The sequence below is a fragment of the Acinetobacter sp. 479375 genome (genome assembly GCF_000581715.1).
GTDB classification, from domain to species: domain Bacteria; phylum Pseudomonadota; class Gammaproteobacteria; order Pseudomonadales; family Moraxellaceae; genus Acinetobacter; species Acinetobacter ursingii.
Window position 1 is genome coordinate 23,048 of sequence record NZ_JEZN01000009.1, and the last position, 13,645, is coordinate 36,692.

Here is a 13,645-nt window from a genome sequence, read left to right on the forward strand (position 1 = left end):
TTTGCAGCAGAGCAATAAAATCAGGAAAGTTTGAATGAGTATTGAAATTCGACATGAACAACAGCAAGACATCCAGACGATTGAAGCGTTAACTGAGGCTGCGTTTTTAAATGAACAACATTCGAGCCATACTGAACAATTTATTGTGAATCAGTTACGTAAAGATGGTCAACTCACCATTTCTTTGGTCGCTCTTGAGTATGGAACGATTGTTGGTCATGTTGCGGTTTCACCTGTGCGTATTTCATCGGGTGAAACCGATTGGTATGGTTTAGGTCCGATCTCGGTCTGGCCTGAACAGCAAGGACAAGGTATTGGTTCACAACTAATGGGTGCTGTGCTTGAACAACTCAAACAATTGGGTGCCAAAGGATGTGTGTTGTTAGGTGATCCTGAGTATTATTACCGTTTTGGCTTTAAAGCGTATCCTGAGCTTGTTTTACCAGATGTGCCCCCGAAGTATTTTCAAGCGATCAGTTTTGTGAATACTATTCCGAAAGGAAGCGTGAGTTATCACGAGGCATTTAATGCAACTTCATCATAAAACTCAATAATAGCATGGTTGTTTTAGCTCAAAAGCCGATGATACTTTCATCGGCTTTTTGATGATGATCTCAGATCAGACTACTTTCCATTGGGTGTTTCTGGCTCTAGCGTATAGGCGTCTTCAACCAAAGGATCACGTTTTGCATCTGTGTGGATCAGTCGATCCCATTTTTCAGCCATTTGTTTTTTTGCATCTGCTTCAATCTCTTTGGGTGCCAAATTACGATAGTTTTTTTGCTCTTCTGTTACTACCCTGACAATAATGTCAGAGACTTGCTCTGGATCGTATTGTTTATGCGGAAAGGCAAGTTGGCTATAGTCAAATACAGTATTGGCTTGATCTTCTGGGTACCAATGCTTCCATGTCTCGAACATACGGTCATTGAATCCAGTTAAGATAGGGCCAGGATTTACTGTGGCAATTTTGACATTGTATTCATGCAATTCTTTATTTAGCGCTTCTGCAAAAGCCTCAATGGCATGTTTAGACGCAGAATATGCACCTGTAAATGGATCAGTGGTCAAGCCAGCGACTGAGGAAATAAAAATAATTTTTCCTGATTTACGTTCAACAAATTGTTTGGCAAATTTTTGGGTCAGTAAAATTGTCCCAAATACATTCACCTCGAACTGCTCACGCAATCGGTATTCAGGAATATCAACCACAGCACCACCTTCTGAAATTCCTGCATTATTGAGTAAAATGTCAATTTCAAAATTAGAAATAAACTCACGATCAATATCATTGGTGATATCCAGTTTTTCAAACTGGATATTTAACCCTTGTTGATGTGCTTCGTCTTTTAAGGTCTGAATCTGTGCAACGGCTTCAACTGTTGCGATCACCTCATAACCAAGTTTTGCTAATTTAAAAGCAACTGATTTGCCAAAACCTGAACCTGCGCCTGTAATTAATATCTTTTTACTCATGTGTTTATCACCTTTTAAATGGATCTTTCTTGGGTTTGATTAAAATGATCTGCAATCGCCTGAGCAATGCTTTGATCTTGCTCGGCTGTACCGCCACTGACACCGACAGCACCCACTACGTGTTCATCCAAAAAGAGTGGAACACCCCCTGCAAAAACAATCACTCTTTGATTCAGCGTATTATTTAAGCCATAAAGTTCACCGTTGGGTTCGCTCGGTTCTTTTAATTCTTGGGTTGGCTTTTGAAATAAAGCACTGGTATAAGCTTTATTAATACTATGCTCGATGCTCGGGAGTTGAGCCTGATCCATACGGACATGTGCGAGAAGATAGCCATAAGCATCCGCAATTGCGATATTAGATGGAGATTGCAGCTCTTTTGCTTTTGAGATGCCGATATCCAGTAATTGCTGAGCAATATCCAGATTCACCGTTTTAATCGTATTCATAAGGACTTTGCGATTTGTTTTATTAGATTGGAGTTTTAATATAAAAAATAATGGACAGTTATTATGTAGTCGGTTTCAGGTACATTCTTATTTGTTTGAATGCCTTTGGTGTCGATGCGTTAAGTTCATTGTAATCTTGTTTTTGGGTCAAATTTAGACCATTTGATACAAGCGTTCTTTAGGGAAAACAGCTTTAAATAAAGAACCATTATTTTCTTTGGATACTACATCCAGATAAGCACCATGTTGCATCAAAACATGTTTAACAATCGCAAGTCCGAGTCCCGTTCCGCCTGTGGCACGGCTTCGTGCACTATCCACCCGATAAAACCGTTCAGTTAAACGTGGTAAATGTTTGGGGTCGATACCGATACCATTGTCCTGAACGGTAAAATAACCATGTTCGCCATCATCATGCCAACCAATGGTAATGATGCCGCCTTTGGGGGTATATTTAATCGCATTGGTAATCAGATTACTAAAGGCACTGGCAATTTCCATATCTGAACCAATCAAATCACAGTGACTATCGATATCCAGATTGAGCGTATGTCCATAATCGGCATTATACGCCTGTGCATCGTCAAACAGTTGATTCATCAGACTTGGCATCTCAATAATCTGGTTTTTAGCAATTTTTTTGTTATTTTCCAGATTTGAAAGCAAGAGCAAATCATTGACCAAAGCATTCATCCGTTTGGTCTGGGATTGCATCTGATCAAAGGCACGTTTCCAGCGCGGATTTAAATCTTCCTGATCGGTAAAAGTTTCAATGTAGCCACTCAAGACCGTCAATGGCGTGCGTAGCTCATGTGAAATATTATCGACAAAGTCTTTACGCATTTGCTCCAGATTATGCATACGCGTAATATCGTAAGCGACCAGCAATACACTATCGCCCCCAAAAGGCGTCAATTTAATTTGTACATAATGATCGTCCAGTATCGAGGATTTAAGCTTGATACCATCAGGTGCCTGATCAATATGATTAAAGTATTCAATGAAACTGGGCTGTCTTAAAATCCCTAACACATTGGTGCCGCGATCCAACAGACTGATGCCCAGCAAATGCTGCGCCGCAGGGTTACACCATTCGATTTGTTGTAAATCATCAATCAAAACCACAGCTTCATTTAAAGCAACCAATGAAGACTGAGCGCGATCGATGAGTCCCACCATTTCTGCTTGAACTACGCGTTCCTGCCGTTGGGCACGATATACGTTAAATAATAAGGCACCCCAAATCCCATTCAGGTTAGGTGGCGTGTCGTAAGGACGATTGGAAATCCATTCGTTGACGATGTACAGTGAACGTAGTTGCAGCACAAAAAAGATCAAAAAGGCGATCAGAATACAAATACCTAAAAGGTCGAGACCAAATCCCACAAACGCTGCAATGATCAGCAAAAAAGCCAGCAGTCTTAAATCCTGTTTGGCAAATGTCCATAAACTACTGTAGCGAAAACGTTTATGTTCACGGGCAAGATCGGGGACGGGATAGGGTTCGTACATAAAGGGTATTTTAACCTAGTGCTAAATCTGCACGTGTTGAAAAACGATAACCTGTACCACGCACGGTTTGTACAAATCGATCTGCGCCAAAAGGTTCTAAGACTTTCCGTAAACGACGAATATGTACATCAATGGTACGATCTTCAATATAAACATTACCGCCCCAGACCTGATCCAGCAATTGCGCACGAGTATAGGCACGTTCAGGATGGGTCATGAAGAAAGCCAGTAAGCGGTATTCGGTTGGCCCCATCTCTAAAATATGAGTTCCAAAGCTGACACGCTGACTGACAGGATCTAAAATCAATCCATTGGCGTCAATAGCTTTTTCACCATTTAATGCATTGGCACGGCGTAATACAGCTTTGATTCGGGAGACCAATTCACGTGTCGAAAAAGGTTTGGTCATATAGTCATCTGCGCCGGCATCCAGACCTTGTACTTTATGGTCTTCTTCACCGCGTGCAGTGAGCATAATCACAGGAATTTCAGACAAGGTTTCATCGCGTTTTAAACGGCGGCACAAATCAACACCACTTACGCCACCCGGTAACATCCAGTCCAGTAAAATCAGGGCAGGGCGCTGATCAACAATCATTTGGTGTGCTTGTTTGGCATCTTCAGCCTGTAAACATTGAAAGCCCGCCATATCCAGTGAAGTATGAATCATTTCACGGATGGGAAGTTCGTCATCGACGATTAAAATATAGTCATCTTTCACAACGCAATTACCCTATTTAGTTTATTGAACGGCGGACCGTTTTATTTATGACAGGCTTATTACAAAGATTAATTATGACAGTATCATTGCAAAATTCATCAGAACGGGTTTTTTTAACATGAATTGTGACAAAAAATTGCGTGGCTGATGACCAATTCATGACAAAGACTCAATTTTTAATGGCTTTAATGAACAGTAAATTTATTTTTGTTTCTGGGAAAATGTTTGTACAAGGGATAAAAATACCGTGCGGCAAGCAAATAGAACATCTTCCTGAGACTGTTTAAAACCACCCATCACCCAGCGAATTGCAATCTGGGTAACATAACCGTTTAATCCCGTTGCAATTAACGAAACTTCCTGTTCTGAACGTTGTAAATTCGGCATCATCAGCATGACAAAAGCTTGAATCATACGGTCAAAACGCAGCATGGTTTCCTGAATCGTGGCCTGATTATGCAGCTCTTGTACCAGCATGGCATCAATATAAATAATGCGGGCCAAACGAGGATCATCTTTCAAGGTACGTAACAATGCGCCCAGACCTGCATCGATCATTTTGGCTGGATCGGGAGCCGCTTGCATGACACTTTGCATGACATTCTGTTGTAAGGTTTCAATCAGTTTTAAGAAAATAGTTTGAAATAAATCCTCACTTTTTTTGAAGGATTCATAAAAATAACGTTCTGTTAGCTTGGCTTCATTACAGACGTCTTTGACTGTGACCGAAAAAAACCCCTGTGTGCCATAAGTTTCAATGCCTGCTTCAATGAGTTTTTCACGACGCGCATGCTTACGTTCGGTTAAAGACAGTCCTTTAAATTGACGTTCTTTATTGACCTTTGTCGGCTTTGGTCTGGTATTTGAATCAGTTTCGGGGGTGGTCATTGATTACAGGCGTCCTCGTTGGTTATGCAGAGTTTAGCAAGTTTTAAACAAAATAACCGCGTCAGTCATTTGTTTGAGTATTTACTCTAGATCGGATAGATTGTATTGACAATACGTATTGTCAAAAATATAGTGATTGAATCAGGTACATCAGCATGGGTTTGTGTACACCTATTTAAGGGAAAAGGTCAGGCAATGAAAAATTTTAAAAATAAAGTCGCTGCGGTTACGGGAGCAGGTTCAGGTATAGGTCAGCAACTTGCTGTTTTATTGGCAAAAGAAGGTTGCCATTTGTCACTGAGTGATATCAATGAACAAGGACTTGCAGCTACAGTAGAACTGCTTAAACCTTATAATATTCGTGTCACTACACAAAAACTGGATGTATCGGATCGTCATGCTGTAAAAGCATGGGCTGAACAAACCGTTCAAAATCATGGTTCAGTCAATATGATTTTTAACAATGCTGGTGTGGCATTGGGCTCGACTGTAGAGGGTGCGAGCTATGAAGAACTGGAATGGATTGTGAATATTAATTTCTGGGGTGTGGTGTATGGCACCAAAGAATTTTTACCTTTTATCAAACAAAGCAAAGATGGACATATTGTGAATATTTCCAGTCTGTTTGGTCTCATTGCGCAGCCTACTCAGTCGGCATACAACGCCACCAAATTTGCGGTACGCGGTTTTACTGAATCTTTGCGTCAAGAACTGGATATGCAAAACTGTGGGGTGAGTGCACTTTGCGTACACCCAGGCGGTATTCGTACCAACATTGCCAATTCAGCAAAAATGAATGAAAGCCTAAAAACGCTGGGTATGCATCCTGAAAAATCAATTAAGGCGTTTAATAAATTATTGCGTTGTCCGCCAGAAGAAGCGGCACGTCAAATTTTAGCGGCAGTGCGTAAAGATAAACGCCGTTTATTAATTGGTAATGATGCAAAAGTACTGGATTTGATGCAGCGTTTCCTACCGACAGGTTATCAGCGTGTTAGCGAATTTGGTACCAAATTGACCAATAAAATGTAATACAAAAATGTTCAAAAGCCCACCAAAAAAAGTGGGCTTTTTTTATGCCACTAAATGAGCGCTTTAATGGCTTTTTTCTTCCAGAAAAATTGATAATAGCCAGCTTGTAAAATGCACAGACTGACAAAAGCCAGAGCATAAGCATACCAGATGCCTTTTAATCCCCAGAGACTACTAAACCAATAGGCGCAAGGCACTTCAATACATAAAATTGCGGCAATATTAATCAGCATAGGCATGGTCACGGTACCGCTTGAGCGCATAATCGAGGCGAAGATAGCACTGGCACCAAAAAATAAAATGGACCACAACACAATAAATAAGAGCTGCTGTCCCAGTTGAACCACACTGTCATCGGTAATAAATAACGCCATTAGATATTTTGAAAATAAATACGCCAATATCACCAATGTTCCAGTAATGATGATATTCATCCACAAAGCTGTACGAGTGACTCGCGCCAATAAATCTGATTTACCCATTCCAATCGCTTGAGCACCAAAAATTGATGCCGCAATCGCAATAGATAAAGCGGGAAATTGAATATAGTTCAAAACCTGATTAACTGCACCATAGGCCGCCGTTGCATGTGCGCCGAAACGATTGACTAGTCCCACCACGACCAGTCCAGCTACTGAGGTGGTGACCATTTGAATACCTGTTGGAATCCCCAAACGTAAAATGAGTCGAGTGAGTTCCGCGTCATAACGGATATGTTTGAGCAAAGCCAAGTCGGGTTTGAGTGGGTGATTTTTTTTATTCAAATAAATGATTAAAAACAAAATCACCAATGCATTGCCTGTAATCGTCGCAATCGCAGGAGCAATGATGCCCAGTTTGGGAAAACCAAAATAGCCTGCAATCAGCACAGGTGTAATCACCAAACCAATTAAACTGGTTAAAGACAATGCCACCAACGGTGTAATACTATCGCCGACACCACGTAAAATAGAGGTGTAAATAATATACACAAATAATAAAGGGCTACCTGCGAGCATGCAGCGGGCATAGGGCAAAGAAAGGTGTAAAACACTTGGATCTGTACCTAAAGCCAATAAAATATGAGGCGCAAAAAATACACCCAAGGCGGCAATAATACTGCCGCCAATCAGGGTCATAAATAGGGTTGAACCGACTACACTGCGCACTTTTTCAAAATTTTGCGCGCCCCATGCCTGTCCAACCAAAACAGTAGAACCTGCCGATAATCCAATCACAAATGCCATCAAACAAAATAGAATGGGAAAAAATACAGCAACCGCAGCAATCGCATTGACCCCCATCATTTGTCCGACAAAAACGGTATTAATCGTACCTGAAAGATTTTGCAGGATATTGGTGGCAATCAACGGCAGTAAAAACACCAGAAAGGTCTTCCAGAGCTTTTGTTGCTGAATCAGTGGACGGTGAGGGGGCATTCATTCTCCATGAATTTGTCAGTGTTATTGTGATGGATATCCTTGACTAACAAAATAACATGCTGCTTTAAAAAAGATTGTTATTTTACGCGAAGACTTGACCTGAGTTAACAAGCATTCAGTAACTGTACAGCACGTTGTAGAGTTTGTTCTGTTTTAGCAAAACAGAAACGGATTAAACGCAAATCCTTAGGCGGATGTTGATAAAACACAGACAGTGGAATGGCCACAATCCCTTTTTCCTCGGCTAAAAAGTAACACATCTCGACATCATTCAGGTCAGGGCGAATCTCAGTGTAGTCGACGGTCTGGAAATAGGTTCCCTGACAAGGAGTAAAGCCAAACAGGGATTGTTGTAGACCCAGATTAAACGTATCTCGTTTGTGTTGATAAAAATCGGCCAGTTCAGCAATGTGTTCGGGATGCTGCTGCATGTATTGGGTTAATGCGATTTGTGCAGGGGTATTGCCACAAAAGTTGGCATATTGATAAATCTGCCGAAATAATTGCATCAGTGTTGGACTGGCAGCGCAATAGCCTGTTTTCCAGCCGGTCACATGAAAGGTTTTACCAAAAGAACCCACCACGAAGCTACGTTCACGTAACTCAGGAAAATGTAATGCACTCCAATGTCGAGCACCCTCAAAAATCAGGTGTTCATAGACCTCATCTGACAAAACCAGCAAATCATATTTTTCCACCAGCGCAATTAACTGTTGCCAGTCCTGATATGACCAGATCGTCCCTGTTGGATTATGTGGGGTATTGACGATAATCATACGGGTGCGTGAGCTAATCTGCGCTGCAACCTTGTCCCAATCGACCTTAAACTCAGGGGCATCTAACGCAATATGCACAGGAACACCGCCTGCAACCCGTACCGCAGGATCATAACTGTCGTAACTTGGGTCAAAAATAATGACTTCATCGCCCGGATGAATGGTGGCTTGAATCGCGGCAAATAAGGCAATGGTTGCGCCAGGGGTAATGGTGATCTCAGTGAATGGATCAAGTGTAATCTGATCACGTTGTTGAAATTGTAGCGCGACTTGTTGGCGTAACGGTAAATAGCCATCGCCTGCGGCATATTGATTATGTCCATTTCGAGTGGCTTCACATAATGCTTCAATCAAATCTGGCGGTGCCGCAAAATCTGGAAAACCCTGTGAGAGATTGAGCGCATTGAGACGTTGAGCCAACGCAGACATGGTACTGAAAATAGTCACGCCCTGATCAGGCAATTTGGATAACAGTTGCATGGCTCAATCGGTTCTCATCTGGAAAAATAATCTTATAGCATATAATCGACCAATGCGCGGATGATGCCTAATACCAGACCAATAAACGCACCTACCACCACGCCATTGACGCGGATCATGTGCAAGTCGCCGCCAACTTCATTTTCAATTTTGGCAATCATTTCACGTGAATCCCATTCATGAATTCGCTCACTGATATAACGAATAATTTTATCGCTATATTGATCGCTAAAGCTAATCGCGAGTCCCGTCATTTTTTCGTTGAGCACTTCACGCACTGCACGATTTTGTATCAGACTCTGGCCGATTTGTTCAATCGCAATACGTAAATTTTGGGCAATGCCTGAATCTTCTTTAAGTAAATCCTGCTTAATCGCATTACAAAAGATCACCACTGCGCCACTGATAAAGTTTAGCACTTGCGGACTATCGAGTAGGGCATTTTTACCTTCATTTAAACGACGACTGGCTTCACTGTTTGAATCTGCCAGTTGTAACATCATGCTTTGTGCACCTTGCTCGATGCCTTGTCGCCACGGATGTTCTGGGTCGGCGAGCATCGACTCGACTTTCTCAATCAGTGAATCAATGGTGCGTTGTTGCACATCAATCCCGATCCAGCTTGCACCTTTGGCCAGTTTCCACACACCAAGTTCCTTAAACAAGGTACGGGTTAATTCTCGTGCCTGATCAGGATGAGTCACAATCCATTCATGCGCCAGATCCAGTCCACGTTGCAATACATCCTGATGAAAATCATTTTCCAGTACAGCGCGTAACATTTCACTGGCAAGAGAATTGATTTGGGTGTTTTTGACCCATTGCACACTATTGGTCTGTATAAAACGTGCAATTTGTTCCTGACTGACAAACTCAAATAGTTTGGGAACGGTTTGCTGAATCAATTGTACAATCTGATTGCTATTTTTAGGATTGGCCAGCCATTGTCCAATCGCCAGACTGAGATCAGTATTGTTTAAACTGCGCTCGACCACCTGTGGTGACAGGAAATTTTCCTGTACAAAACGCCCCATGGATTCGGCAATACGGGTCTTATTACGCGGAATAATTTCAGTGTGATCCAGTAAAAATTTGGGAATGGGGATCTTGCCAAAAGGATTACGAAATAACACGGTAATGGCGTACCAATCCGCCAGTCCCCCCACCACGCCAGCTTCGGCAGAAAGCATCAAAATGTGAATGATCCATGCATATTCAGGCCAGAATTTTGCCAGAACCATGAGGATAATCCATGCCACCACTGCGCTGAGTAGCGCAATCGTGGCATAGCGTTTACTGCGACTTAAACTTGGAGAATGAGATGTATCTTCAACCTGCATGCAAGCATCCTGTCTTAATTTTTGTTGTTGCTGCTGCCCGCGGGTTGAGCGTTGACTGGTTGAGGCAATAACACTGCACCAGACGGACTTAAGCCATATTTTTTCCCTAATGACTGTAAGATCAAGCTTGCATCAAAGGCATCTTTGGATGCAGTTTTTTGATCTTTATAACATTCTATACTATACGATACTTCGACAGGATCGATATTGACCACACGTGGTGAATCATAGAAGGGATCCGGCCAAAAACCAGGATAACGTCGATAATAACCATACGGATAATAATTCGGTGATGAATACACCACCGCTTGACGAGGCGGCTTTTGGGTTTGATTACTTGGATCATCCATCACTTTAAAATAGCGAAAACCGTTCTGAATCGTGGTCTGTGCGGCTTTAACCAGTGTGATTTCTTCAGCTGTACCATAACTCATATTGGGATCAGCTTTAAAGCTGATGCGGTAAATCTGATTATTTAACGGATAAGTGGCAAATTGCCCTAATTGATCAAAGGTTTTGGGTTTTTGTGGTGTTGTGGCACATCCCGCAAGGATCAAGACACTTGCAAGCGCGGCACCGAGTGAGAGATATTTCATCGCGAACTCCTTTTATCAGACATACACGGAGTAAAACAAAGATTACTTAAAAACTGCTGTTGGGTTGAGTTAAAAATTCACGTTCTTCAGCTGTTGATTCACGACCTAGCACGTCATTACGATGTGGATAGCGTCCAAAACGATCAATAATCGCTTTATGTTTTTTCTCAAAATCCAGATTGACTGGATTGCCTAAGCGTTGGAAGAGTTTAAGCGCAAACTCATGAATCAGTTTGGATTCGCTATGCATAAACGGCATGTAGAGAAAAGAACGCTGTGGTGGGCTCAGTTCTGCATCCAGTTGCAGACTAATGGCTTCCTGCGCCAGTGCCAACGCCATTGCGTCATGGGCAAAAGCCTGTGCTTGATCCCGATATAGATTTCTGGAAAATTGATCCAATACAATAATTTCCGCAAGACGGCCTTCGGCATCCTGACGCCATGACCATAGCTCTGCCTGTGTGGCTTGATGGTGAACTTCGGCAAATTGGCGATGAATTTTTGCGTCAAAATCATCACTTTTTTTAAACCATAACGGTTCTTGTTCAGGAGCAAACCAAAAATTCAGGACATCTTGTGGATTCATTTATTTTCACTCTTTTAATTTATTCTTCAATAAAATCACAAATCAAACATGTCTTATAGACCAAGTTTGTGATAAAAAATTGTCAAAGTGAAACGGCCAGTTTGTGCAAATCCTATCAAGTCCTGCGCGGTCTGGCAGATTTCGCGTTATACTAAAGTCATGATTTTTTTCATCGTTCTTTAAATCAGCGAGCAGGTGTACATGAGTCAACCCAAATCAGCTTCTCCAACTGTCGTGCCGACGTGGGTAGATTCTTCACTCTTACAAGGGATGTTGCGGGGAATTGAACGCGAAAGTCTGCGTATGCAGAGCAATGGCTTTTTATCGCAAAATCCGCATCCTCAAGCATTAGGTTCTGCTTTAACTCATCCGCGGATTACGACAGATTATTCTGAAGCTTTGATGGAGTTTATCCCCCCGCCGAAAGACAGCATTCCTGCGGTTTTAGAAGATTTAAAAGATATTCATGCAGTGGTGCATCGTCATTTAAATCCCGGTGAAAAACTGTGGCCGCTGTCGATGCCCTGTATGCTGGATGATCAGGAAGAAAATATTCCTTTAGCCTATTATGGTACATCCAATATTGGGCGTTTTAAGACGCTGTATCGCCGTGGTCTGGGAGTCCGTTATGGTCGTCGGATGCAAACCATTTCAGGGGTTCATTATAATTTATCGTTTCCTGAGACGCTGTTTGCCGCACTACAGCAACACGAAACCGATCCTGCATTACAACAACTCAATGCGCAGGATTATCGTAGCCATCGCTATTTTGGTCTAATACGTAATTTTATTCGTTTAACGCCTTTGGTGATTTTTCTGGTCGGTGCCAGTCCATCGGTATGTCGTTGTTTTCTAACAGGGCGTGAGCATCATCTACAGCCTTTAGTTAAAGGCACCATGTATTTACCTGATGCCACCGCATTACGCATGGGACGTTTGGGGTATCAGAACTCGGCACAGAAACAACTGGGTATTCATTATAACGATATTCAGGCCTATCTCGAAGGTTTGCAAAAGGCAGTGAAAACGCCGTATCCACCCTTTACCCAGCTTGGTTTAAATGATGAACAGGGTGAACCGATTCAGATTAATGACCATGTCCTACAAATTGAAAATGAATACTACAGTCTGGTTCGCCCCAAACAAGTTCCCCAAAATGACGAAACGCCTTCACAGGCTTTGCAAAATCGTGGGGTCGGCTATGTGGAATTACGCGCAGTAGATGTCAATCCTTATAGTCCGATTGGTATTGATGAAACGACAGCAGGTTTTTTAGAAGCGTTGGCTTTATATTGCTTATTATCAGAAAGCCCTGAAATTCATGATGATGAACAGGATCTCATAGAACGCAATCAAAATACGGTTGTGAATGAAGGGCGTTCCACCGTCGCCAAAATCATGAGCCTAACAGGTGAGCAGTCGGTGCAAAGCTGGGTCATACAGCATCTTGAGCAGATACAAAAATGTGCAGAGCTACTGGATGAACTTTATCAGAGCAATTTGTACAGTGATGCTTTGAAGGTGATGCAACAACGTGCGCAACAGATTGAGCAGACACTTTCAGCTCAAGTAGTCGCGGATACGTTGGCACATGGGGGTACCTGGAGTTTTGGCAGTGTATTGGCACATGACTATGCCAAGATGTACGATCAATATGAATTAAGTGTTGAAAAAACCGCTTATTTTGAGCAGTTGGCTCAACAATCCTTGCAACAACAACATCAACTGGAACAAGAAAGCGTGATGAGTTTTGATGGCTATCTTGCCCAATTTCGATAAAAACAAGAGGTATATCCATGCAATGGCGTAATTATCGCTTTATCAATGGATTATTGGTACTGGCCAGTATTGTCGGCATGTCATTTGCACTTTATCTGGAACATGTAAAAGGTCTGGACCCTTGTCCATTATGTGTGTTTCAGCGTGTTGGGCTGATGGCGATGGGGATTTTCGCCTTGATTGCTTTTTTGCATAATCCTGCTTCAAATCTTATGAAGCGTATGTATGCTTTACTGGCAACCTTGTCGATTGGTTGGTCTGTCGGTGTAGCGGCACGTCATGTCTGGTTACAGACTTTGCCACCTGATCAAGTGCCAAGTTGTGGTCCTGGACTGAATTATTTAATTGATGCGCTGCCTCTCAAAACAGTATTGAACGAAGTGCTGACTGGTTCTGGTGAATGTGCCGCAATTGACTGGACTTTCTTGGGGCAATCGCTACCTGTCTGGTCGTTGGTTTTCTTTAGTGTGTTATTGCTGATCTGTCTATGGCAACTTTTCAGAACATATCCCGTTGCGAAAAAAGCTTACAAGAAATAATGTAAGAACCAAAAATAAAGCCAGCAATTGCTGGCTTTATTTATTTCAGA

The 13,645-nt window shown here is 42.2% G+C and carries 14 protein-coding genes; 4 read left to right on the forward strand and 10 right to left on the reverse strand.

Features of this window, described 5'->3' with window-relative positions; genetic code table 11:
- Positions 1 to 34 precede the first annotated feature (34 nt).
- Positions 35 to 544 (forward strand): GNAT family N-acetyltransferase, encoded by a 510-nt coding sequence (locus J500_RS09315; protein WP_034699288.1) that lies wholly within the window; start codon positions 35 to 37, stop codon positions 542 to 544.
- Between the two features lie 80 nt (positions 545 to 624).
- Here J500_RS09315 and J500_RS09320 read toward each other — a convergent pair whose 3' ends face one another.
- The 5 genes from J500_RS09320 to J500_RS09340 form a co-directional block, all read right to left on the reverse strand.
- The gene (locus J500_RS09320; protein ID WP_034699291.1) at positions 625 to 1,476 is read right to left on the reverse strand and encodes an SDR family oxidoreductase; all 852 of its coding nucleotides are present in this window, start codon (positions 1,474 to 1,476) and stop codon (positions 625 to 627) included.
- 14 nt (positions 1,477 to 1,490) lie between these two features.
- The gene (locus J500_RS09325) at positions 1,491 to 1,925 is read right to left on the reverse strand and encodes a GlcG/HbpS family heme-binding protein (RefSeq protein WP_034699293.1); all 435 of its coding nucleotides are present in this window, start codon (positions 1,923 to 1,925) and stop codon (positions 1,491 to 1,493) included.
- Positions 1,926 to 2,078: 153 nt separating this feature from the next.
- Positions 2,079 to 3,437 carry a phosphate regulon sensor histidine kinase PhoR gene (phoR, locus tag J500_RS09330; RefSeq protein WP_004985986.1) on the reverse strand — a complete coding sequence of 453 codons (1,359 nt, stop codon included), beginning with the start codon at positions 3,435 to 3,437 and terminating at the stop codon, positions 2,079 to 2,081.
- Positions 3,438 to 3,447: 10 nt separating this feature from the next.
- A complete protein-coding gene (phoB, locus tag J500_RS09335) occupies positions 3,448 to 4,158 on the reverse strand; it encodes a phosphate regulon transcriptional regulator PhoB (protein WP_004985981.1) in 711 nt (236 codons plus the stop codon).
- Between the two features lie 201 nt (positions 4,159 to 4,359).
- Entirely contained in the window at positions 4,360 to 5,046 is a 687-nt protein-coding gene (locus tag J500_RS09340; protein WP_034699295.1) for a TetR/AcrR family transcriptional regulator, read from the reverse strand.
- A 195-nt stretch (positions 5,047 to 5,241) separates the two neighbouring features.
- On the opposite strand from J500_RS09340, the gene J500_RS09345 reads away from it, so the two are divergent.
- Positions 5,242 to 6,078 carry an SDR family NAD(P)-dependent oxidoreductase gene (locus tag J500_RS09345; protein WP_004985978.1) on the forward strand — a complete coding sequence of 279 codons (837 nt, stop codon included), beginning with the start codon at positions 5,242 to 5,244 and terminating at the stop codon, positions 6,076 to 6,078.
- A gap of 50 nt (positions 6,079 to 6,128) precedes the next feature.
- Here the strand turns inward: J500_RS09345 and J500_RS09350 are convergent, their stop codons facing one another.
- The 5 genes from J500_RS09350 to J500_RS09370 form a co-directional block, all read right to left on the reverse strand.
- Positions 6,129 to 7,496 carry an MATE family efflux transporter gene (locus J500_RS09350; RefSeq protein WP_004995622.1) on the reverse strand — a complete coding sequence of 456 codons (1,368 nt, stop codon included), beginning with the start codon at positions 7,494 to 7,496 and terminating at the stop codon, positions 6,129 to 6,131.
- A gap of 107 nt (positions 7,497 to 7,603) precedes the next feature.
- Complete coding sequence (locus J500_RS09355) at positions 7,604 to 8,755, reverse strand: methionine aminotransferase (RefSeq protein WP_004985971.1); 1,152 nt, start codon at positions 8,753 to 8,755, stop codon at positions 7,604 to 7,606.
- Positions 8,756 to 8,787: 32 nt separating this feature from the next.
- Positions 8,788 to 10,095 (reverse strand): DUF445 domain-containing protein, encoded by a 1,308-nt coding sequence (locus J500_RS09360; RefSeq protein WP_004985969.1) that lies wholly within the window; start codon positions 10,093 to 10,095, stop codon positions 8,788 to 8,790.
- Between the two features lie 14 nt (positions 10,096 to 10,109).
- Positions 10,110 to 10,691: a CC0125/CC1285 family lipoprotein gene (locus J500_RS09365; protein ID WP_004985966.1), complete on the reverse strand. Its 582-nt coding sequence runs from the start codon at positions 10,689 to 10,691 to the stop codon at positions 10,110 to 10,112.
- 46 nt (positions 10,692 to 10,737) lie between these two features.
- Positions 10,738 to 11,277, reverse strand: coding sequence for a DUF924 family protein (locus J500_RS09370; protein WP_004985964.1), 540 nt, complete (start codon positions 11,275 to 11,277; stop codon positions 10,738 to 10,740).
- 201 nt (positions 11,278 to 11,478) lie between these two features.
- Here J500_RS09370 and gshA point away from each other — a divergent pair, with 201 nt between their 5' ends.
- Positions 11,479 to 13,056 (forward strand): glutamate--cysteine ligase, encoded by a 1,578-nt coding sequence (gene gshA / locus J500_RS09375; RefSeq protein ID WP_034699298.1) that lies wholly within the window; start codon positions 11,479 to 11,481, stop codon positions 13,054 to 13,056.
- 17 nt (positions 13,057 to 13,073) lie between these two features.
- Positions 13,074 to 13,595, forward strand: coding sequence for a disulfide bond formation protein B (locus J500_RS09380; protein WP_004985960.1), 522 nt, complete (start codon positions 13,074 to 13,076; stop codon positions 13,593 to 13,595).
- Positions 13,596 to 13,645 lie beyond the last annotated feature (50 nt).